Origin of the sequence: Burkholderia sp. MSMB1826 (genome assembly GCF_001526325.1) — a bacterium.
Classification (GTDB): Bacteria; Pseudomonadota; Gammaproteobacteria; order Burkholderiales; family Burkholderiaceae; genus Burkholderia.
The window spans coordinates 494198-515020 of sequence record NZ_LOYN01000015.1 but is presented as its reverse complement, the minus strand read 5'-3'; the positions used below and the strand labels follow the sequence as shown (position 1 = coordinate 515020).

Below are 20823 nucleotides of genomic sequence, written 5' to 3'. Positions count from 1 at the left end.
GGCCGCTGGGGTGGGGCTGAAGCAGTAGGCGCGGCCCGGCGCCGATTCAGACGCTGTAGCCGATCCGCAGCACACCCCATGGCCGGCCGCCGACGACGATCGGCGCGGACACGTCCTTCATCAGCACGAACTGGCCGTTGCCCATGTCGCGCCGATAGGTCTGCAACAGGAACGGCTTGTTATGCGATACCGACATGCGCGCCGTGCGGTCCGTGTAGATCCGGCGGTTCCGGCAATTCGCCGCGTTCCAGGCGGCGTCCGCGCGCTGGGGCAGCGAAAACTTCCGGTTGTGGGTCGGCAGGTAGCACTGGCGGTCGAAGCTCGCGCAATAGACGACGCGGTCGTCCATGTCGAGCACCGGCTCCTGGATGGCGGGCAGCACGCGATCGGTGAACGCCGTGAAGCGCGTCATGAACTGCTGCGGGTCGGTGCCGGGAATCGGTTCGTAGTGCGTATCGAAGAGCGCGTCGAGCGCGATATCGCCGCGGGCGACCGCGTCCTCGAACAACTTGCCGATCGCGGCGGCCGTGCGCCGCGCGGTGTCGATCAGGCGCGTGTCGGGCGATTCGATGCCGGTCGCGGCCGTGAGCTCGATCAGCGTCTCGGAAACGGAGAGCAGATTGCCGAGCCGGTCCTTGGCCTGCGAGAAGTTGTCGGCCGAGGTCTCGACGCCGGACGCCATCTCGCCCACTTGCTCGTCGAGACGGTGGCACTGCGTCTCGATCTCGTCCGTCAGCGACGCGATCTGTTCGGCTTCGCCGGCGAGCTCGGTGATCGCGTGGCCGGTCGCGTGCACGACCTCGCCGATCGTACGCGTGCCCTCGCGCACGCGATGCGCGCGGGCGGCGTTGTCGGTGCCTTCCGCGATCAGGTGTTCGGTCTGTTCGGCGAGCAGCGCGAGGGTCGTCTCGATCTGGGCCGTCGCCTGCCCGGTCTTCGCGGACAGGTTCTTGACCTCGGCCGCGACGACCGCGAAGCTGCGTCCCGATTCGCCGGCGCGCGCGGCCTCGATCGCGGCGTTCAGCGCGAGCAGGTGAGTCTGGCGCGCGATGACGGAGATTTCCTCGGACACGGCCCGCACGTGATCGAGCGCGTCGCGCAGCGCGCCCATCTGGTCGCCGATCGTGGTGACGCCCTCGACGAGCCCGTGAATGTCGGCGAGCGATGCCTCGATCGTTTGCTGCGACTGCCGGACCGCATTCGACGCATTGGCGCTGACGTCGCGCACCTGCTGCGCGGCCTCGGCGATCCGGTGGTTGCCGCGCAGCGTGAGCGCGGCCGATTCGCGCAGCGTATGGCACACCTGCGCCTGCCGGGCGACGCGGGCCGCGACTTCCTCGACGTGGCCCGACACGTCGCAGATCTCGATGCCGAGCCTGCCGGCCTGTTCGGCGATGTCGCCGACGAGCGCGCGCGACGAACGGCGGCCGCGGCCGATTCCGAAGAGGTTCACGTTGGTGGGTCTCCTTGAGGGCATGCGCGCCGTGTTCCCGGCGGAGGTTGCGCGTGCGTTCCTGACTTGACGGCCGCACGGCCGCGGACTTGAGGTCGGGTAAACATCGAGATCGGCATGCCGGATGGGCGGACCGTTGCCGGGTGGGATGCGTTCGCGTCACGTTTCCGTGGCGCCGCCGCCGCGACGCGGAGCCGGGCGGGCGGCGCGCGGCGACCGCCCGTGCGCAGGCGCTGCGTCAGAACACGTGGTGGATGCCGGCGTTGACGCCGACCGTCGTGCCCGGCAACCCGTACAACGCGCCGCCCGTGATGCCGAGGCCCGTATTCATCGCACCGTGGTTGTTGACCACGCCAACCTGCGCGTACAGGCCCGTTCGTTTCGACAGGCTGTAGTCGGCGCCGATCGCGGCAAGCAGCGAATGATTGTGCGAATCGTTGCGGTCGGTCGTGTACCACGCGCCGGTGTTCAGGTCGAGGGCCGGCGTGACGCGATAGTCGAGGCCGGCGCTGTACACGTCGTTGCTGAACGAGCCGGCGACCTTGTAGCGCGTGAACGACGCCTTGCCGGTCACCGGCCCGAACGTATAGGCGGTGCCGATCGTGCGGCCGACGAACGCGACCGTGCTCGGCACCGGCGTCGGCGACGTGCCGCCGTTGCCGTCGTAGAGCGCCGCGTTGAGCATGAAGCCGCCGTTCGTATAGGTGAGGCTGCCGGAGTACTGGCGTCCTGCCAGGAAGTCGCCGGCCTTTCCGCCGAAACCGAACATCGCGCTGGCCGTCAGCCCGGCGATCGTGGGGCTCGTGTACGAAATCGCGTTCGGGTTGAAGAGGCCCGTGACGAGCACGTTGTCGACATACGGCACGAGCGCGGCGCCGAAGTGCGAGACGTTGCGCGGATCCGATCCGAGTATCGCGAGCACGAACGGCGAGAACTGCAGGCCGACCTTCGTTTCGCCGAAGCCGCCGTCGATTCCGACCCACGCCTGGCGGCCGAAGAAGTTGCCGTTCGAATGGCCGAACGCGCCGTCCGTGACGTTGAAGCCGCTTTCCAGCTTGAATCTCGCGTGCAGCCCGCCGCCGAGATCCTCGATGCCCGTGATGCCGAAGTTGGTCGGCGTCATGCCCGTATCGGTCAGCGCGAACTGGCGGCCGGCGTTGCCGCCGGTTGCCGAATCGAGCGATCGGTTCGTATAGAGCAACGCGGCGTCGAGGTCGCCGTACAGCGTGACGCTGCTCTGCGCGAAACCGTTCGGGCTTGCCGCCGCGCCGAGCAGCGCCGCGCAAATCGTCCATGTCCTGCTCTTCATCGTCTGTCTCCGTTTTTTTGAGTGTTGTAATACGTATGACTAATTAAAATGTCGATGGCGAAAGCGATGCGGGCCGCCTGCATGCCGCGCCGTCGGGGAACGCGCCTTCGCGCTCGCGAGCGGGTCCGGCGTCAAGCGAGCTTGGCGTAGACGTTGCACCAGCCTTCCGCGGCAACCGTCTTGCCCGCGAACATCGGGCACGTACCGAAGGATTCGCCCGCGGCGGCCTTGTAGAAGCGGCAGTTCGAACAGGTCTGTCCGGCCTGATACTTCGGGAACTTGCCGGTATCGACGGCCGTGGCCTTTGCGCGGTAGCCGAGCGTCTTCGCTGCGGCGTCGTTCTCGTCGACGGGCGGGGCGGCCGCGAATGCGCGCGTGCCGGCCGCGAGCGCGGCGCACAGGCCGGCGGCCTGCACGATGAAGGTTCTGCGATGGCGGGAGATCATGATGTTATCCTGAATGAAATGACGAGAAAAAGTCCGACCCGCGCGCCGGGCATGCTGCCGGGCGCGAAGGTCGACCGAAACGAAAGCGGGCGGGAAGTTACTTGCGCGGGCCGGCGACGAGCGGCGCCTTCGACGCGTTGGCGATATCGGCGGTCAGCTTGGTCTTCGACGCGTCGTAGCCGTTCGAGTACAGCAGGAACGCCATCAGGTCCTCGTATTCCTGGGCGGTCATCTTGCCGGGGCGATCGGCCGGCATGTTGCTCGACATGTACAGGAAGATGCCGCCGACCGTGATGTGCGACTTGCCCTCGGGCGCGAACGATTCCCCGCTCAGCGCGGGGGCGGTATTGCCCTCGAGCTGGTCGCCGTGGCATTTCGCGCATGCATCGGTATAGAGCTTCTTGCCGTGTTGCACCTGCGCCTGGTCGAACGGCGGGACGCCGCTGCCTTCGCTCGTCGAAACCTTGATGAAGCCGCTTTTTGCCGGCCGCCGAGCGGCCGCGATCGCGCCATCGAGAAACCGGCCGGGCACGGGCGTGGCGGCCGCTTGCGCGATGTCGTCGGGAAGCGTCCAGCCGCGCGTGAGCGACGCGAGACGGCCGTTGCCGCTCATCCGCGACAGCGTGGCGTCGACGCGCCGTTGCAGCGCGTCCTTGCCCGGCCCGAATGCGAACGACAGTTGCCAGTCCGAGTACGGCGACGACGTCGCCGCCACCTTGAACCGTTGCCGCGGGTGCGCATGCTCGTAGGCGACGACGCTCGGATACCAGACGATCGCGCGCTGCGCGCGGCCCGCGGCGAGCGCGCCGATCGTCCTTTCACTCGTGTTTTCGAGGTCGAAGCGGGCGTTCGCCTGCTGCGCGGCGATCAGTTGCGACGGGCTGCCGTACGTGGCTGCGATCGTTTCCTTCGCGCCGGTCGGCGCTTGCGCGTCGCGCAGCGACACGCTGACGTAGCCGGAGCGCAGATAGCCGCGCGAGAACGTCATTTTGGATTCCGATGCATCGGCGATCGCCGAACGCGGGAAGCCCGCGATCACGTCGCAGTCGCGTTCGAGCGATTTGGTCAGCTCGCTCGCGGAGATGCCGTCGTCGTCGCCGTTGTCGTCGACGCCGCGGCTGTTGAAGGTCGCGGCGATGCCCGCGGTGCGGAACACTTCGCGCGCAACCGAGCGGTCGAGCGCCGTGGTGGGGCTGCCGGGCAACGTGCAGACGCGCACGTCGGCCGACGCGGCTGCCGGTGTCAGCGCCACGCCCACGGCGAGCAGACTGGCGACGGTAACGGAAGTGAGGCGAGTATTCATGGTCGTGTATCCGGTTCAAGCGTGTGGGGCGTCGCGCCCGCATCGGGCGCATGCGGGCGCGACTCGAGGGCGATTCGGGCGTGGCGCCGGTTCAGTCGAGCGCGAACACGTAGAGCGTGCCGCCGCGCGGAACGTCCTTCGCGATGTCGGCCATCGGGCCGCCCCAGATCGGGTTCGCGCCGCCGTAGCCGGCGAGCACGGCGACATACTCCTTGCCGTCGACCTCGTACACCGACGGCTGCGAAATGATGCCGCTCGCCAGTTGCGGGCTTTCCCACAGCACCTTGCCGGTCGCCGTATCGAACGCGTACAGGTGGCCGTCGAGCGAGCCGCTGAACGCGAGGCCGCTCGCCGTGGTCGCGACGCCGCCGTTCCACGGCTTCTTCGACCAGTGGCTCCACAGCTTCTTGCCGGTGTTCACGTCGATGGCCGTCAGTTCTCCGTAGCCTTCGCTGCCCGGCTCGGGCTTGATCTCGAAGCCTTCGCCGAGATACGGCAGGCCTTCCATGTAGCTGACCGACTTGCCGGTCAGGCTCATGCACGCGTGCAGCGCGGGCACGACCGCGATGTTGCGCTGCTGGTCGTACGAGATCGACCACCAGTTCTTGCCGCCGAGGAAGCTCGGGCACGTTTCGATCGTCGTGCCGGCCTTCGGAAACTTCGACGCGTCCTGGATCGGCTTGCCGTCGGCCGTGTAGCCGGTGACCGACAACGCCTTCACGAACGGCGTCGCGTAGATCAGCTTGCCGGTCGTGCGGTCGATCGCGTGGAAGAAGCCGTTGCGGTCGGCATGGATGATCGCGTCGTAGTCCTTGCCCTTGTACTTGATGTCCGCGAGGACGGCCGCGTTCACGCCGTCGTAGTCCCACGTGTCGTTGTTCGTGTACTGGTAGTGCCACTTCAGGTTGCCGCTCTTCGCATCGAGCGCGAGCAGCGAGTCGGAATACAGGTTGTCGCCGGGACGCAGCGCCGCGAGCCATGGGCCGGGGTTGCCGACACCCCAGTACAGCGTGCGCGACGCGGCGTCGTACGTGCCGGTGAGCCATGCTGCGCCGCCGCCATGGCTCTGCATGCCGTCGGGCCAGGTTTCCGCGCCCTTTTCGCCGGCGGCGGGGATCGTGTAGCGTTTCCAGATCTGCGAGCCGTCCTCCGGATTCAGCGCGGCGATGTAGCCGCGAATGCCGTATTCGCCGCCGGACGTGCCGACGACGATCGCGCCGTCGATCGCGAGCGGCGCCAGCGAGAACGCGTAGCCGAGGCCCGGCTCGAACATCTGCTTCTTCCACACGAGATTGCCGTTCTGCGCGTCGAGCGCCGCGATTTCGCCGTTCAGCATCGCGATGTAGACGTTCTTGCCGTACAGCGCGACGCCGCGGTTGACGACGTCGCAGCACGCGGTCTTGAACGATGCGGCGCCGAGCTTCGGCTCGTATTTCCACAGCTGCTTGCCGGTCTTCGCATCGAACGCGTAGACGTTGTCCTTCGGCGTCGTCACGAACAGGTAGTTGCCGTTGACGATCGGCGTGGCCTCGAAGCCCTGCTTCAGGTCGGCGGGGAATTTGTACGCCCACACCTGCTTGAGATCCTTCGCGTTCGACGTGTCGATCTGCTTGAGCGGCGAATGCGAGCGGCCGTCGTAGGTGCGGTAGTAGGTCAGCCAGCCCGGGTCGCCGTGTGCATCGGTCAGGCGCTGGTAGGTCACGGCCGGGTAGTCCGCGGCCGCTTCGACGAGGCCGGGGTTCAGCGCGACGGCGGCTGCCACCGCGATGCCGATCGTCGCCAGCCGGCGCGCTGAAGCCGAGAGTTTCTTCATGGTTGTCTCCTGGGTCATTGTGGTCGCACCGCCGCGAACGATTCGTCGCGCCGGCACGGTTGGGGTTCCGGGCCGAGTGCACTGCCCGTCACGCAAGTCGCATGCCATCGCGGCCGGAAGCCGGCGCGGCGCGGCACACCGGCGCATCGCAGGTGGGGCGTCGAGCGACGCATCGCGCCATCGGCCCGGCGAAGGTGTTGCATTCAGGTACACCGTCGTGCGCGAAGTGTTGCCAAACATGACAGGTGACGCAGTTCGCGGAACAGCGGGCCGTCAGTCGCGCGCATGCCGGTCCGACGCGATGTGCGGGGCAGTGCGCGCCGCTCTTGCTCGGGGCGCTGGCACGGTTCTCGCACGCCGGCTTCGCGACACCCGTCGCCGCGCGGTGCATCGCACGGGCCGGCGTAATGCAAGTGCGGAGACAACGGAAATGATCAGGAGACCAAAGGCAGCCGGGCGCGACGGCGCGACGCGGCGTGGCCGGCGTGTGCGATGCGTCGGCACGACCGTCGGCGCGCTGGCGCTGTTCGGCCTGCCGCCCGGCAGCGTGCGCGCGCAGCAGCAGGCGGATGGCGCCGCGGTCGCGCTGTCCGCCTCGACCGTCGTGCTGCCCGCGGTGGTCGTCGTCGGCACGACGCCGCTGCTCGGGATCGGCATGCCGCTGTCGAAGGTGCCGGCGAACGTGCAGACGGTGCGGGCGGCCGAGCTCGACGTGCAGCACCGCGCGACGCTCGCCGATTTCTTCGCCGCGAACCTGCAGAGCGTGACGATCTCGGACGCGCAGGGCAACCCGTACCAGACGGACGTCAACTATCGCGGCTTTACTGCGTCGCCGCTGCTCGGCACGCCGCAGGGCTTGTCGGTGTTCGTCGACGGCGTGCGCGTGAACGAGCCGTTCGGCGACGTCGTGAACTGGGACATCCTGCCCATGCAGGCGATCGACCGCGTGCAGCTGATTCCGGGCTCCAACCCGGTGTACGGCCGCAATACGCTCGGGGGTGCGCTCGCGATCGCGACGAAGAACGGCCGCTCGAACCTGGGCGGCGAAGCGGAGGTGTCGGGCGGCGCGTGGGGCCGCAAGACCGCGGGCATCGAGCAGGGCGGGACGATCGGCCCGAACCTCGACTACTACGCGAGCGCGAACATCGCGAACGAAGGCGGCTGGGCCGACCACAACGCGAGCCGCGTGAGGCAGGCGTTCGGCAAGCTGCGCTACACCGATGCGGGCACGACGCTGTCGATCGCCGCAGGCGGCGCGGACAACACGCTGTCCGGCACCCAGACGATCCCGCGCTCGTTCCTCGGCAACCCGAAGCAGGCGTATACGTATCCGGACCGCAACCGCAACGGCGCCGGCTACCTGACGCTGTCGGGCGACCGCTTTTTCGGCGAGCACGTCGAGTTGAGCGGCAATGCGTACTACCGGCACCTGCGCAACGCCAATACGAGCAGCAACAACAATACGGACTACGGATCGGTAGACGAGGACGGGACGGTCGACACGGTGCAGGGCCGCAACGCACAATCGACGATCGTCACCGACAGCTACGGCGGCAGCGTGCAGCTCACGCTGCTCGGCAAGCTCGGCGGGATGGAGAATCAACTGGTCGCGGGCGTGTCGGCCGATATCGCGAACTCGAGCTACGTCGCGTCGTCGCAGGACGCGTCTTTCACCGACGCGCGCGCGGCGATCGGCATCGGCGATTTCGTCCGGCAGACCCGCGCGAAGACGCGCAACGCGAATGTCGGCGCGTACCTGAGCGATGCGTTGTCGCTGACGCCGCACTGGACGCTGACGCTGTCGGGCCGCTACGACTGGTCGAACGCACGGATCGGCGACGAGAGCGGCGTGCAGCCGCTGCTCGACGGCAACCATGTGTTCTCCCGCTTCAACCCGGCCGTTGGGGTCGACTGGAACCCGGACGCGGGTTTCACCGCGTATGCGGCCTACAACGAAGGCATGCGTTCGCCGACCGCGATCGAGCTTGCATGCGCGGATCCGGCCGCACCGTGTTCGCTGCCGAACGATTTCATCGCCGACCCGGCGCTCAAGCCCGTGATCTCGAAGACGTTCGAAGCCGGCGTGCGCGGCCGCATCGGCGCGGCGACGACCTGGAGCGCCGCCGCCTACCGCACGACGCTGACCGACGACATTCAATTCATCAGCAGCCCGGTCAGCGCGCAGGGCTATTTCCGCAACGTCGGCGACACGCGGCGGCAGGGTGTCGAGCTCACCGGCCGCACGCGGTTCGGTCCGCTCGGTGTCGGGCTGTCGTACAGCCATGTCGACGCGACCTACCGGTCGTCGTGGACCGAACACAGCCCCGCGAACTCGGCGGCCGACGCGAACGGCAACGTGACGGTCAAGCCGGGCGACCGCGTGCCCGGCATTCCGGCGCATACGGTGAAGCTGCGGCTCGACTACGCGGCGACGCGCGCGTGGGACGTCGGCGCGAACGTCACGTGGCGCAGCGACGTGTACGCGCGCGGCGACGAGAACAACGCCGACGCGAACGGCCGGATCGCGGGCTACGTGCTGGTCGATCTCGACATGCGTTACCGGGCCACGAAGCGGTTCGAGGTGTTCGCGAGCGTGACGAACCTGTTCGACAAGCGCTACGCAAGCTTCGGCGCGCTCGGCCAGAATTTCTTCAACGGGCCGAACCACACGTTCGACGGCGCCCATCCGGTGAACGAGCAGTTCGTCGGGCCGGGCGCGCCGCGCGGCGCGTGGGTCGGCGTGCGCTATGCATGGGATTGAGCGGTGCGCGGCCGCGTGCGTGATCGCGTCACGACGCGAATGGGCGCGGAGTCGTCACGCGAACGGCGCCGTCGCGAACATCGCATGCACGGCGCGTGCGACGCTGCGCGCCAACGCAGGCTCGCTTGCCAGATGCCCGGCATTCACGCATTCGATCTCCGCGTCGGGAGCGGCTCGCGCGAGCCGCACGACGTTGTCGACCGGGCAAACGTGATCGCGCATCCCGTGCGCGGCGAACAGCGGCACGCCGGCTTGTGCGGCCCGTCGCGCGAGTGCGAGCACGCGGCGCTCGCCGAGCCAGCAATCGTGTTGCAGGTAGTGCGCCTGGATCCGGTATTTGTCGATCAGCCGGCCGACGGTCTGGTCCGAGCGGATCGCGCGCACGGGCGAGCGGCGCGTGCGTGCCGATGCGAGGACGGCGTTTTCGTACGCGCGCCACGCGAGCGCCACGGCGCGCTGCCCGCCCGCGCCCGCGCCGTGGCGCAGCCGCTGCGCGCAGCGCGACAGCAGGCGATCCGGCCGGCCGCCGCCGGCCGCTGCATGCAGGCGTCGCCATTCGCGCGGCGCACGCGAACGGGAAGTCGTGAAGAGCCCGCGGACTTCGCGGGGCGACGTCAGGAACAGGCCGCGCAGCACGACGCCCGTCACCCGCTCCGGATGCGTGCCCGCATACGCGAGTGCGAGCGCGGCGCCCCACGATCCGCCGACGACGCCCCAGCGTGCAACGCCGAGCTGCTTGCGCACCGCCTCCAGATCCGCGATCAACTGCGCGGTGTTGTTGTGGCGCGTGCCGCCGCGTGGCGCGGATGCGCCCGCGCCGCGCTGGTCGACGAGCACGACGCGCACGCAGGCGAGATCGAACAGCCTCAGGATACCGGCGTGGCTGCCGCTGCCGGGCCCGCCGTGCAGCACGACGACCGGATGGCCGTGCGCGGCGCCGGCCACGGCGAATGCGATCGAATGCGCGTCGCGGTGCAGGCGTCGGCGCACGGGCGCGGGCGCCGACATCGGCGACACCGGCGTATCGGGCAAGGCCCGCGGCGCGGGCGACGGCGTGGACGGAATCGGGCGATGCGTCATGTCGATAGGGTTCCGGCGGAATCGGAGGCGGCAACCGTCACTCGGTCGCGCACGGCGACCGGATAGGTCCTGCGATGAAGCCAGAAACGCGCCAGCTAAGAAGCTCCGGATTCGCACGGGTAGTCGCGCGTCGGGAAATCGCGGTATCACGAAAGCTTGGCGCGTCGCGCGACGCGACACGCGCCGCGCCCGTGCGATTTATTACATCCTGCTTTCAATTCGTATCCGGGGCGCCGGCGTGGCCCGATGCTTGCTTGCAATGACGGCAAAGAGTCCGGCAGTTGACCGGAAGGATCCCCCGGAGGAGACAATGCGCGACGACGTAGAGCAGGCGGCCGGATCGCGGGCCGCGCATCCCGCTGGCTGGCCCGCACCGTCGATCCAGAAGGCCCACGAGCGCTCGGAGACGTTCGGCCTGCAGGTATCGGCACGGCCGGACTACGACGTGCTGTCGAACGCCGCGCTGGTGCTCAAGCGCGAGCAGAGCCGGGTGCTGTGCGTGCATGCGATGCCGGTGATGGAGACGCTGCACGAGCAGATCGTCAACACGCAGAGCATGATCGTGCTGACCGATGCGGAAGGCCTGATCCTGCATTCGATCGGCGACGACGATTTCCTGCGCCGCGCGGAAAAGGTCGCGCTGCGCCCGGGCGCGAACTGGGCGGAGAACCGGCAGGGCACCAACGCGATCGGCACGGCGCTGGCCGAGCTGTGCCCGATGGTCGTCCATGGCGACCAGCACTTCCTGGCCGCGAACCGCTTCCTGACCTGTTCGAGCGTGCCGATTCTCGACCCGTACGGCGACGCGATCGGCGTGCTCGACGTGACGGGCGACCACCGCAGCTATCACCAGCACACGATGGCGCTCGCGAAGATGTCGGTGCAGATGATCGAGAATCACCTGTTTACGACGACCTTCCAGGAAACGCTGCAGGTGTCGTTCCATGGCCGCCCCGAGTTCCTCGGCACGCTGATGGAGGGGATCGTCGCGTTCACCGCGGATGGGCGCTTCCTGTCGGCCAATCGCAGCGCGCAGTTCCAGCTCGGCATGCCGCTCGCCGCGCTGCGCGCGCACACGCTGTCGTCGCTGTTCGACATCACCAGTGCGCAACTGATCGACCGCATGCGCGCGAGCACCGACCGGCACCTGATGCTGAATCTCGGCAACGGCGCGGTGGTCTGCGCGCGCGTGCACTTCCGCCGCGCGACGCTCGCCGAAGGCAGCCGGCCGACCGACGTCCACGACGCGGGGGCGCCGGCCGCACGCTCGAACGCGGTGCCCGCGCCGGCGGCGGGCACGTCGGCCGGTTTGTCGCGGCTCCACTACCTCGACACCGGCGATGCGCAGGTCGCATGCGTGATCGCGAAGGTGCGCAAGGTGATCGGCAAGGACATCCCGATCCTGATCACCGGCGAGACCGGCACCGGCAAGGAACTGCTCGCGCAGGCGATCCACAACGACTCGCCGCGGCGCGACGCGCCGTTCGTCGCGGTCAACTGCGCATCGATTCCGGAAACGCTGATCGAGTCCGAGCTGTTCGGCTACGAGGAGGGCGCGTTCACCGGCGCGCGCCGCAAGGGGGCGCTCGGCAAGCTGCTGCAGGCGAACGGCGGCACGCTGTTCCTCGACGAGATCGGCGACATGCCGTATCCGCTGCAGGTGCGGCTGCTGCGCGTGCTGCAGGAGCGCCTCGTGAACCCGCTCGGGTCGACGAAGACGATCGCCGTGGATATCTCGATCATCTGCGCGACCCACCGCGATCTGCGCGAGATGATCGCGCAGAACCGCTTTCGCGAGGATCTGTACTACCGGCTCAACGGCCTCGTGGTGCGCCTGCCGCCGCTGCGGGACCGCACCGATCTCGCGGTCGTCGTGCAGAAGATGCTGCAACGCGAGGCGTTCGCAGGCCCGGGCCGGCCGCCGTTGTCCGTCGCGCCGGACGTGATGGCGCTGTTCGTGCGCTGCACGTGGCCGGGCAATTTCCGCCAGCTCGGCAACCTGTTGCGCACCGCGGCGGCGATGGTCGACGACGACGGCGAAATCCGGCGCGAGCACCTGCCGGACGATTTCTTCGACGACCTGCGGCGCACCGACGCGCAGGCCGCGCAGCCCGCGCCCGAGGCGCTCGCCGCGGCGGGCGCCGGGGCCTGCCTCGCGGACGCGTCGCTGCGCGCCGACGCGCGCCTCCAGGATGTCGCCGCGTCCGCGATCGCCGCCGCGCTCGCGCGTCATGGCGGCAACGTATCCGCCGCGGCGCGCGCGCTCGGCGTGTCGCGCAACACGATCTACCGGAAGATGCCGGCCGCCGACGCGGGGCGCCATCCGGCCGGCGACGACTGACGCGCGGCCGTCGCGCGGTGCGCGACCTGTCACAGCCGGTGTGTCAAGTTGCAACACCGGTGTTCAACGATTCAACACTCCTGACCACTCGCGGACATCGCGCCGCCGGGGTGGCGGACCGCATTCGCGCGAATCGTGTCGGCTATTCGTAAGGATCGCGTCCCGATGCCCGGGCGACGGCCGTCTACCGTCGCCGCGCCGCCGCAGCGTGGCTTCGGCACGCTCCTTGCTGAAGAGGAACCGGCCGCTCGATTGCCGCGGTCGTTCGACTCATCCGGCAACACATCGACTCATCAACTCGACAGGAGACACACCATGCAGTGGACGACACCGTCTTACACCGACCTGCGCTTCGGCTTCGAAATCACGATGTACATCGCCAACCGCTGATCGCCGTGCGTGCCGCCCGTTTCGCCGTGGTCGGCGCGGGCGGCCTCGGGAACTGACGCCCATGAAGATCAAGATACTCGGCTCGGGAGCCGGCGGCGGCCTGCCGCAATGGAACTGCAATTGCGCGAACTGCCGCCGTGCGCGCGGCGGAAGCGGTCACGTGCTGCCGCGCACGCAGTCGTCGATCGCGGTCAGCGAAGACGGCGTCGACTGGGTTCTCGTCAACGCGTCGCCCGACATTCTTTCCCAGTTGCGCGCGGATCCGGACCTGCAACCGGCGCGCGCGATCCGCGACAGCGGCATCGCCGCCGTCGTGCTGTGCGACGCGCAGATCGATCACGTGACGGGCCTGCTGATGCTGCGCGAGCGCTCGACGCCGCTGCCGCTCTACGCGAGCGCGCCGGTGCTGGACGACCTGTCGACCGGCTTGCCGCTCGTGCCGCTGCTCGGTCATTACTGCGGCGTCGCCGCGCATACGATCGTGCCCGGCGAGCCGTTCGCGGTGCCGGCGGCGGGCGGGATCCGTTTCACCGCGATCGCCGTCGACAGCAAGCCGCCGCCGTATTCGCCGCGGCGTGCGGCGGCCGCGCCCGGCGACAACATCGCGCTGTCGATCGAAGACGTCGCGAGCGGGCGGCGTGCGTTCTATGCGCCGGGGCTCGCGTCGGTCACCGACGACGTGCGCGCAGCAATGGACGGCGCCGATCTCGTGCTGGTGGACGGCACGTTCTGGACCGGGACCGAGATGATCGACCTCGGCCTGTCGGGCAAGCACGCGGCCGACATGGGGCATCTCGCGCAGTGCGCGGAAGCCGGGCGGCCCGGCATGATCGACTGGCTCGACCTGCTGCCCGCGCGAACGCGCAAGGTGCTCACGCACATCAACAACACGAACCCGATTCTCGATCCGCATTCCGTCGAACACGCGCACCTGCGCGCGCACGGCATCGACGTCGCGCACGACGGCATGCAATTCCAGGTCTGACGATGAACGCACCGATCCCCGCTACGGCGTTGCACGCGACGCCCTGGACCGCGACCGAATTCGAGGCGCGCCTGCGCGCGCTCGAATCGCGCTATCACATCCATCATCCGTTCAACCGGCGGCTCAACAGCGGCGCCTGTTCGCCCGCGCAGATCCGCGGCTGGGTCGCGAACCGCTTCTACTACCAGATCTGCATCCCGCTCAAGGATGCGGCGATCCTGTCGAACTGCACCGATCGCGATACGCGGCGCCGCTGGATCCAGCGGCTGATCGACCACGACGGGCAGGGCGACGACGAAGGCGGCATCGAGGCGTGGGTGCGGCTCGGCGAGGCGTGCGGCCTCACGCGTGCCGAACTGTGGTCGCTCGAACACGTGCTGCCCGGCGTGCGTTTCGCGGTGGATGCGTACGTGAATTTCGCGCGCCGCGCGCCGTGGCAGGAAGCCGTGTGCTCGTCGCTGACCGAGATGTTCGCACCGCAGATCCATCTCGACCGGCTCGCGGGCTGGCCGTCGCATTACCCGTGGATCGAGCCGGCCGGGCTGCATTACTTCCGCAGCCGCGTGCCGCTCGCGCAGCGCGACGTCGAGCATGGGCTCGCGGTCACGTTGCAGCATTTCACGACACCGGACGCCCAGCAGCGCGCGCTCGGCATTCTGCAATTCAAGCTCGACATCCTGTGGTCGATGCTCGACGCCGTCGAAAAGGCCTACCCCCAATGAACGCGATCGAAGCCGCCAGCGGCGTGCCGCTGCGCCCCTGCCTCAGGGGCATGTACCGCCTGCAATGGGAGGCGGCCCAGGATGCGTACGTGCTCCTCTATCCGGAGGGGATGGTCAAGCTCAATCCGAGCGCGGGCGAGATTCTCGCGCGCTGCGACGGTACGCGCGAACTGGACGACATCATCGGCGAGCTCGAGCGCCTGTTCATGCAATCGGATCTCGCGACCGACGTCTACCGTTTCCTCGATCATGCGCGACTGCGCGGCTGGCTGGACTGACATGACGCCCGACACGCCCCGTCCGTCCGCGCCGCTGTGGCTGCTCGCGGAACTCACGTATCGCTGCCCGCTGCACTGCGCGTTCTGCTACAACCCGGTCGATTTCGCGACGCACGGCGCGGAACTCGACACCGACACGTGGCGCACGGTCATCGGCGATGCGCGCGCGCTCGGCGCCCCGCAAATCGGCTTCTCGGGCGGCGAGCCGCTGCAGCGCGGCGACCTCGAGACGCTCGTCGCGCATGCGCGCGGCCTTGGCTTCTATACGAACCTGATCACGTCGGGCATCGGGCTGAACGTCGCGCGCATCGAACGGCTCAAGGCCGCCGGGCTCGACCACATCCAGTTGTCGCTGCAGGATTCGACGCGCGAGCTGAACGACTTCCTGACCAGCACGCGCACGTTCGGGCTGAAGCGCGACGTGGCGCGGCTGATCAAGGCGCACGGCTACCCGATGGTGCTCAACTGCGTGCTGCATCGCTACAACCTGCCGCACGTGGGGCAGATCATCGAGATGGCGCTCGATCTCGGCGCCGATTACCTGGAACTGGCAAACACGCAGTATTACGGCTGGGCGATGCTCAATCGCGACCAACTGATGCCGACCGTCGAGCAGGTGCGCGAGGCCGAGGAAACGGTCAACCGCTATCGCAAGCTGATCGGCGAGCGCTGCAAGATCCTGTTCGTCGTGCCCGACTATTTCGAGCGCCGCCCGAAGGCCTGCATGAACGGCTGGGGCTCGGTGTTCCTCGGCGTCGCGCCGGACGGCACCGCGCTGCCGTGTCATGCCGCGCGGTCGCTGCCGGGGCTCGCGCTGCCGAACGTGCGCGACCGGTCGCTGCGGGAAATCTGGTACGACAGCGATGCGTTCAACGCGTTTCGCGGCGAAGACTGGATGAGCGAGCCGTGCCGTACGTGCGACGAGCGTCATGCGGATCATGGCGGTTGCCGGTGCCAGGCTTACCTGCTGACCGGCGACCCGAAAGAGGCCGATCCGGTGTGCGCGAAGTCCGCGCATCACGACCGGATCGAACAGGCCGTGCAGTTCGCGCGGCGTCGCGCGCCGCGCGACGAACGGCCGCTGGTATTTCGCAGCAGGGAGAATTCGCTCGCGCAATGCGGCGCGGCGTGCGACGGCTGACGGGGTACGGCCACGGACAGTGACAGGGCGAGCGACACAGCGCCACGCGACGGATATCGGGATGATTGCTACGCAGTCCTCTTCATACCCTTGGCGACGCGCGATTTGCGCGTGCGAGGACGGCTGAAGGCCGGACGGGGGACCGATGCGGCAGGCCGGATGGTCGCCGTGCGTGTCGCGACCGGCAGCGGCTGTCCGCGCCTCGATGCCGGGGCGCGCGATGCGGTGCCGGCGAGCCGCTGCGCGACGCACGCGGCACAAACGGTGCGCCGTCGCCGATTCGGGCGCGCGCACCGATCACGTTCAATCTCGACGAATGACCGGGCACGTCGGCGACATCACCCGTCGTCGGCCTTCGCCTGCAAATCCTTCAGCCCTTGAATCACGACCAGCAGCGCCCGGCCGTGCTCGTCCGAGCCGTCCCACGCGTCGACGATCGCGTCGCGCAGCAGCTCGTTGTACCGGCGGCGCGACGGCTCCGTATCGACACCATAGAAACTGCATAGCTTGTTGAATGGCCCGCTGCGGCGCAGCCGGCGCCCGTTCGACAGCCGAAGGCGCGATACGGTTGGCTGGCTGACCCCGGAAAGTCGCGCGATTTCGCTGGACGAGCGTGTATCCGCCATCAAGCGGCGCAACAGGTCTTGAACGGGAAAATCTTGGTCCGGGGCTTCCATGCGATGCATTATACCTATACAGTTACGGCTGTTGAATGGGCTTGCTGTCGACAGCGAGGCTGTATCCCGAGAAAGTTGATGACACTGAAACACCTCCCACCCACGTTCTGCTGGACCAAGATCGGTACCGAGTCCGGCGAGGAACTGCCTACCGTCGTGCTCCGCAAGGAATGGGAGCGCCGGCTCGGGGGCGGGCGCTTTCTGTGGGGCATCAACCAGCCGCTCGGCAGCAGCGCGCAAGTCGCCGCGCATCGCACGGGCTCGCTGCTCGCGCTGTTTTCGCCGGTCGCGTCGCGCCCGCGCGCGGGCGAGCGCAAGGACGCGTTGCTGTGGAATGCGTGGATCGACGCAAGCGGGCAGGTGCGGCCTTTGCCGCCGCACACGTTCATCGCCAGCCGTTCGACGTTGCCGTCGGGCCGGCGCCGCGAGCAGCACTACGCGCTCGTGTGCGCATCGTCCACCGCGCTGACGGTCGGCACGCAGTTGCGCGTGTTTCCCGACCACCTGCGCAGCGTGAGCACCGGCAGGCCGCTGGGCGCCGCGCAGGGCGCGGCCGTGGTCGATTGCATCGGGCGTGCGAAGGAGCAGACGGGCAAGAGCTATCCGCTCGCGCTGTCGGTGGAGCTCGAAGCGCCGTATTTCGTGCGGCTCGCGCAGCCGTGCGTGCTGAAGGCGCGCGATCTCGCGGAAGTGAACAAGGCCACGCGCGCAGGCGATTTCGATCGCTTCGTCGAGCTGGTCGCGCGCTTGCGCGGCCGTTCGCCGACGGACGCCGTGCGCGGCGTCACGCGCGATCTGTTCGATGTGCCGCCGATCGAAACGGCGGCCGCGTATGTGGCGCCCGCGCATGTCGCGCGCATGCGCAACCGGCCGGCTGCCGAGCATCCGCGCGATCTCACCGGCGATCTGTTCGACCTGTCGCCGGGCGAGGCGGCCGCATTCGCCGGGCTCGCCCATCCGCGCATCGGGCGCGCGTGACGCCACGCGCGAAATCGTTCGCGCAAGAATTTGTTGCAATCTCGCCGTAGCGGATCGGCGAACGCGGAGCGACAATCGGCACGAAGCGCGCGGCGCCGCGGCCGGTACGTCGCCACGCGACGGGGCGTGGTTCACGCCGCCGACATGCGTACAACGCACACTGAGCGTCGGCGTGCTTCACACTGCAATCCTGAGGGAGGAGTGTCGATGTCGACCCACATCTGTTCGCGGGAAGCGCGAGCCGCACAACGCTTCGTCGAAGCGACGCGCAACGTGGATCAGGCGTTTCGCGCGGTGCGCGGCGAAAGCGACGACGACGGCTCGTCGGCCGAATACGCACGCGCGATGTCGCGGCTCGATCGCGCGCTCGACGAGCTGGCGCGTGCACAGGAATTCTTCGATCGCATCGTCGGCGCGAGCGCCGCGCAGGACAACTGACGGTTCCGGCGTTGCGCTTTGTCGCGCGTCGAGCGACGCGCATTCATCTTCTTGCCGGGCACGCATGCCCGGCATGCCGGTTCGTCATCCCGTTTCGATTTCCGGCGTCGGGCAGGCGTCGGCGCGGATCGCCGCCGTAACGGGAGCTGTGCGTCAGCCCGCGCGCGTCGTGCCCGGCGCGGCACGGGACGCGTAGCCTCGATGCTGGAACGACGTCGCGAAGAACCGCATCTGGTAGCGGATCGCATTCGCCCAGTAATCCCACGTATGGCCGCCCGGCCGCTCCGCATAATCGTGCGGCACGCCGAGCGCGACGAGCCGTTCATGCAGCGTGCGGTTCGAGCCGACGAATGCATCGTCGCGGCCGCAATCGATCGTCAGGTCGAGATGTGCGCGCACGAACGCCCGCGCGCTTTCGACGATCACGTTGCGATTCCAGAACGACGGATGGCGATCGGGATCGCCGAACACGTGGGCGATCCCCGGCTCGTCCGTGCAGCAGCGCGGATCGACCGCGCCGCTGATGCTGCCGACCGCGCCGAACGTGTCGGGCCGGTCGAGCGCGATGCGCAGTGCGCCGAAGCCGCCCATGCTGAGCCCGGTGATCGCGCGCGCGTGCTGGGCCGCGATCGTGCGGAAATGCAGGTCGACATAGGACACGACTTCGTCGCCGACGAAGGTCTCGTAGCGGCTGCCCGAATCGAACGGGCTGTCGATGTACCAGCTTTCGTGTCCGCCGTCGGGCATCACGAGGATCACGCGATAGCGGTCGGCCAGCGCGGCGATGTGCGTGTTCGACGTCCAGTCGGTATGGTCGCCGCCCGAGCCGTGCAGCAGATAGACGACGGGGTAACGTTCGCCGTGGTTGTCGCGCGCGTAATCGTCGGGCAGCACGATGGTGGCCTTCAGCGTCTCGCTCATCGCGGCGCTCGGGATCGCGACGACCCGCGCATGGAAGGCGAAAGCAGGGCTCGTGACGGCGAGCAGCAGAAGCAGCCAGAAGGTACGTGCCAGGCGCATCGATCCTTGCATGTGTCGACCCAGTCCGGCCGGAGGCCGGGAAAACCCTGTTCCGGCGACTCTAGCAACCGCGCCTTTCAACCATATTTCGGCGAATCCTACGGGTTGTCAGGCGGACGGCTTGCATACGATGCGCGCGAGGGCGGCGCGCAACGCATCGGGCTGCTCGGCCGCGATCAGGTGCCCGCTGTCGGCGATCGTGTCGAAGCCGGCGCAGCGTGCGAGCGCGTGTGCGGGCACGTGCCAGCCGGCGCGCGAGCGTTCGCCGGCGATCAGCCAGACGGGGTGACGCTCGAACACCTGCGCGAGCGCAGGCAGATAGCCCGCGGCGCCGGTCGTCTCGATCACCGAGCGGCCCATCGCCCGCAGCGTCGATGCCGGCTGATGCGCGAGCCAGCGGCGTGCATCGTCGAGCTGGCGCGGCGACGGTGCGTCGATCGCGCCGCGCAGCCAGTCGAGCGGCGCCGCGCGCAGCCCGTCGAGCATCGCATCGGCTTCGCCGGGCGTCATGCGGCCGACCGATGCCGACCAGAACGCATCGTCGAGCGTGAAATTGCCTTCGACGTTGACGATGCGCCGCACGCGTTCGGGGTGCGCCCGCGCGAACAGCATCGCGATCGCGCCGCCGACCGAATGGCCGACGACATCGACCGGCTGCATGCCGAAGGACGCATCGACGGTTTGCCGCACGTGCTCGACCTGCGCGGCAAGCGAGATCGCGTCGGGCGGCGTGGCGCGATGCGCGCCGTAGCCGAGCAGGTCGGGGCAGAGATGCGGGCCGTTCCATCCGCGCACGTCGAACGTGCCGATGAAACCGTGAATGAAGACGACGGGCGTGGACGGGATCATGCGGCGTGCATCGAAGGAAGCGGTGGCAATTCGAGTTCGGCGAGCAGTTCGTCGAGTTCGAGCGCGTGCGTGCGGTCGTGGTCGAGCAGCTCGCGCACGAGTTCGTCGAGCGACATGCGGCGGATGCCGTCGCGCAGCCCGCAGCGGGCGAGTTGCGACGGTTCCAGCGCGGCCGCGGTGGCGCACAGCGCGGCGCGGCCGCGGCCGAACGCCGCCACCGCGAGCTCGAGCGGCTGCGCGAGATAGTCGCGTTGCGCGGCGAGCGCGGTGCCGTCGACGGATTCGATCACGGGCAGCTCGGCCGTGCGCACGGCGTCGATGCGCGCGGCGAACACCGCATCGAGATCGCGCAGGTGGCATGCGTGTTCGACGAGCGAGAAGCCGGTGCCGGCCGGGCGGCGCACGGCCAGCGCCGCCGGCACATGCGCCGCATAGGCGGCGAGCCGGGCCGGCATGCGCGCCAGCGCGGCGACGACGTCGGCGAACGGTAGCCGCTGCGGGTACGCGCTGAATACCGCGCCATAGCTGAACGGCGCACCGCCGAGCCGCCCGCGCGCCTGCACGACTTCATGGCCGTGGCGGCGCATGACGTCGGCGACCATCGCGCCGCAGAACTGGCGGGCCGTCGTGTCGGCTTCGACTTCGGGGAAGGTGCGCGCGATCTCGTCCTGGATCGCGCCGATCGCGGCGACGCCGACACGCGACAGCGCCGCGAACTCGAGATAGCGCTCGGGCCGATCGATCAACGCTTCGAGCTGGGCGCCGAGCGCGGTCGAGCGGAAACGGTCGAAACGGGAATGCATGACGGAGCCCTGTCGAGTAACGTGTCAAAACGATAC

The 20823-nt window shown here is 68.7% G+C and carries 19 protein-coding genes; 9 read left to right on the top strand and 10 right to left on the bottom strand.

Features of this window, described 5'->3' with window-relative positions; genetic code table 11:
• Nucleotides 1-46: 46 nt before the first annotated feature.
• The 5 genes from WS95_RS09160 to WS95_RS09140 all read right to left on the bottom strand — a co-directional run bounded on the left by WS95_RS09160 (nt 47) and on the right by WS95_RS09140 (nt 6324).
• Nucleotides 47-1453, bottom strand: coding sequence for a methyl-accepting chemotaxis protein (locus WS95_RS09160; RefSeq protein WP_059823388.1), 1407 nt, complete (start codon nt 1451-1453; stop codon nt 47-49).
• A 238-nt stretch (nt 1454-1691) separates the two neighbouring features.
• Nucleotides 1692-2762, bottom strand: coding sequence for a porin (locus WS95_RS09155; RefSeq protein WP_059823386.1), 1071 nt, complete (start codon nt 2760-2762; stop codon nt 1692-1694).
• A gap of 131 nt (nt 2763-2893) precedes the next feature.
• Complete coding sequence (locus WS95_RS09150; RefSeq protein ID WP_034204213.1) at nt 2894-3208, bottom strand: high-potential iron-sulfur protein; 315 nt, start codon at nt 3206-3208, stop codon at nt 2894-2896.
• 97 nt (nt 3209-3305) lie between these two features.
• Nucleotides 3306-4511, bottom strand: a complete 1206-nt coding sequence (locus WS95_RS09145) for a c-type cytochrome (RefSeq protein WP_059823384.1) — start codon at nt 4509-4511, stop codon at nt 3306-3308.
• A 91-nt stretch (nt 4512-4602) separates the two neighbouring features.
• Nucleotides 4603-6324: a methanol/ethanol family PQQ-dependent dehydrogenase gene (locus WS95_RS09140; protein WP_059823382.1), complete on the bottom strand. Its 1722-nt coding sequence runs from the start codon at nt 6322-6324 to the stop codon at nt 4603-4605.
• A 430-nt stretch (nt 6325-6754) separates the two neighbouring features.
• On the opposite strand from WS95_RS09140, the gene WS95_RS09135 reads away from it, so the two are divergent.
• A complete protein-coding gene (locus WS95_RS09135) occupies nt 6755-9085 on the top strand; it encodes a TonB-dependent receptor (protein ID WP_059823380.1) in 2331 nt (776 codons plus the stop codon).
• A gap of 54 nt (nt 9086-9139) precedes the next feature.
• Here the strand turns inward: WS95_RS09135 and WS95_RS09130 are convergent, their stop codons facing one another.
• Nucleotides 9140-10165 (bottom strand): alpha/beta fold hydrolase, encoded by a 1026-nt coding sequence (locus WS95_RS09130; protein WP_059823378.1) that lies wholly within the window; start codon nt 10163-10165, stop codon nt 9140-9142.
• Between the two features lie 310 nt (nt 10166-10475).
• On the opposite strand from WS95_RS09130, the gene WS95_RS09125 reads away from it, so the two are divergent.
• From WS95_RS09125 to pqqE, 6 genes are all read left to right on the top strand, one after another.
• The gene (locus WS95_RS09125; protein WP_059781177.1) at nt 10476-12506 is read left to right on the top strand and encodes a sigma-54-dependent Fis family transcriptional regulator; all 2031 of its coding nucleotides are present in this window, start codon (nt 10476-10478) and stop codon (nt 12504-12506) included.
• A 315-nt stretch (nt 12507-12821) separates the two neighbouring features.
• A complete protein-coding gene (gene pqqA / locus WS95_RS09120; RefSeq protein WP_006485436.1) occupies nt 12822-12896 on the top strand; it encodes a pyrroloquinoline quinone precursor peptide PqqA in 75 nt (24 codons plus the stop codon).
• Nucleotides 12897-12957: 61 nt separating this feature from the next.
• Nucleotides 12958-13881: a pyrroloquinoline quinone biosynthesis protein PqqB gene (pqqB, locus tag WS95_RS09115; protein WP_034204219.1), complete on the top strand. Its 924-nt coding sequence runs from the start codon at nt 12958-12960 to the stop codon at nt 13879-13881.
• Between the two features lie 2 nt (nt 13882-13883).
• On the top strand, nt 13884-14603 hold the full coding sequence (gene pqqC / locus WS95_RS09110; protein WP_034204220.1) for a pyrroloquinoline-quinone synthase PqqC: 720 nt from the start codon (nt 13884-13886) through the stop codon (nt 14601-14603).
• A complete protein-coding gene (gene pqqD, locus WS95_RS09105; protein ID WP_006480620.1) occupies nt 14600-14881 on the top strand; it encodes a pyrroloquinoline quinone biosynthesis peptide chaperone PqqD in 282 nt (93 codons plus the stop codon). Before pqqC ends, pqqD begins: the two co-directional genes overlap by 4 nt.
• 1 nt (nt 14882) lies before the next feature.
• On the top strand, nt 14883-16022 hold the full coding sequence (gene pqqE, locus WS95_RS09100) for a pyrroloquinoline quinone biosynthesis protein PqqE (RefSeq protein ID WP_059823376.1): 1140 nt from the start codon (nt 14883-14885) through the stop codon (nt 16020-16022).
• 338 nt (nt 16023-16360) lie between these two features.
• Here the strand turns inward: pqqE and WS95_RS09095 are convergent, their stop codons facing one another.
• Entirely contained in the window at nt 16361-16699 is a 339-nt protein-coding gene (locus WS95_RS09095) for a helix-turn-helix domain-containing protein (RefSeq protein WP_059823375.1), read from the bottom strand.
• Nucleotides 16700-16777: 78 nt separating this feature from the next.
• On the opposite strand from WS95_RS09095, the gene WS95_RS09090 reads away from it, so the two are divergent.
• The gene (locus WS95_RS09090) at nt 16778-17677 is read left to right on the top strand and encodes a hypothetical protein (RefSeq protein WP_059823373.1); all 900 of its coding nucleotides are present in this window, start codon (nt 16778-16780) and stop codon (nt 17675-17677) included.
• A gap of 207 nt (nt 17678-17884) precedes the next feature.
• Complete coding sequence (locus WS95_RS09085; RefSeq protein WP_034204224.1) at nt 17885-18115, top strand: hypothetical protein; 231 nt, start codon at nt 17885-17887, stop codon at nt 18113-18115.
• Between the two features lie 153 nt (nt 18116-18268).
• Here WS95_RS09085 and WS95_RS09080 read toward each other — a convergent pair whose 3' ends face one another.
• The 3 genes from WS95_RS09080 to WS95_RS09070 form a co-directional block, all read right to left on the bottom strand.
• The gene (locus tag WS95_RS09080) at nt 18269-19135 is read right to left on the bottom strand and encodes an alpha/beta hydrolase (protein ID WP_179950178.1); all 867 of its coding nucleotides are present in this window, start codon (nt 19133-19135) and stop codon (nt 18269-18271) included.
• A 108-nt stretch (nt 19136-19243) separates the two neighbouring features.
• The gene (locus WS95_RS09075; RefSeq protein WP_059823372.1) at nt 19244-19984 is read right to left on the bottom strand and encodes an alpha/beta fold hydrolase; all 741 of its coding nucleotides are present in this window, start codon (nt 19982-19984) and stop codon (nt 19244-19246) included.
• Nucleotides 19981-20787, bottom strand: coding sequence for a DinB family protein (locus tag WS95_RS09070; RefSeq protein ID WP_059823370.1), 807 nt, complete (start codon nt 20785-20787; stop codon nt 19981-19983). Before WS95_RS09070 ends, WS95_RS09075 begins: the two co-directional genes overlap by 4 nt.
• Between the last annotated feature and the right edge of the window lie 36 nt (nt 20788-20823).

Bases quoted from the DNA above. Each gene is read 5' to 3' on its own strand.
- WS95_RS09155 (WP_059823386.1), bottom strand. From the start codon at position 2,762: ATGAAGAGCAGGACATGGACGATTTGCGCGGCGCTGCTCGGCGCGGCG.
- WS95_RS09150 (WP_034204213.1), bottom strand. From the start codon at position 3,208: ATGATCTCCCGCCATCGCAGAACCTTCATCGTGCAGGCCGCCGGCCTG.
- WS95_RS09145 (WP_059823384.1), bottom strand. From the start codon at position 4,511: ATGAATACTCGCCTCACTTCCGTTACCGTCGCCAGTCTGCTCGCCGTG.
- WS95_RS09140 (WP_059823382.1), bottom strand. From the start codon at position 6,324: ATGAAGAAACTCTCGGCTTCAGCGCGCCGGCTGGCGACGATCGGCATC.
- WS95_RS09135 (WP_059823380.1), top strand. From the start codon at position 6,755: ATGATCAGGAGACCAAAGGCAGCCGGGCGCGACGGCGCGACGCGGCGT.
- WS95_RS09130 (WP_059823378.1), bottom strand. From the start codon at position 10,165: ATGACGCATCGCCCGATTCCGTCCACGCCGTCGCCCGCGCCGCGGGCC.
- WS95_RS09125 (WP_059781177.1), top strand. From the start codon at position 10,476: ATGCGCGACGACGTAGAGCAGGCGGCCGGATCGCGGGCCGCGCATCCC.
- pqqB (WP_034204219.1), top strand. From the start codon at position 12,958: ATGAAGATCAAGATACTCGGCTCGGGAGCCGGCGGCGGCCTGCCGCAA.
- pqqC (WP_034204220.1), top strand. From the start codon at position 13,884: ATGAACGCACCGATCCCCGCTACGGCGTTGCACGCGACGCCCTGGACC.
- pqqD (WP_006480620.1), top strand. From the start codon at position 14,600: ATGAACGCGATCGAAGCCGCCAGCGGCGTGCCGCTGCGCCCCTGCCTC.
- pqqE (WP_059823376.1), top strand. From the start codon at position 14,883: ATGACGCCCGACACGCCCCGTCCGTCCGCGCCGCTGTGGCTGCTCGCG.
- WS95_RS09095 (WP_059823375.1), bottom strand. From the start codon at position 16,699: ATGGAAGCCCCGGACCAAGATTTTCCCGTTCAAGACCTGTTGCGCCGC.
- WS95_RS09090 (WP_059823373.1), top strand. From the start codon at position 16,778: ATGACACTGAAACACCTCCCACCCACGTTCTGCTGGACCAAGATCGGT.
- WS95_RS09085 (WP_034204224.1), top strand. From the start codon at position 17,885: ATGTCGACCCACATCTGTTCGCGGGAAGCGCGAGCCGCACAACGCTTC.
- WS95_RS09080 (WP_179950178.1), bottom strand. From the start codon at position 19,135: ATGCGCCTGGCACGTACCTTCTGGCTGCTTCTGCTGCTCGCCGTCACG.
- WS95_RS09075 (WP_059823372.1), bottom strand. From the start codon at position 19,984: ATGATCCCGTCCACGCCCGTCGTCTTCATTCACGGTTTCATCGGCACG.
- WS95_RS09070 (WP_059823370.1), bottom strand. From the start codon at position 20,787: ATGCATTCCCGTTTCGACCGTTTCCGCTCGACCGCGCTCGGCGCCCAG.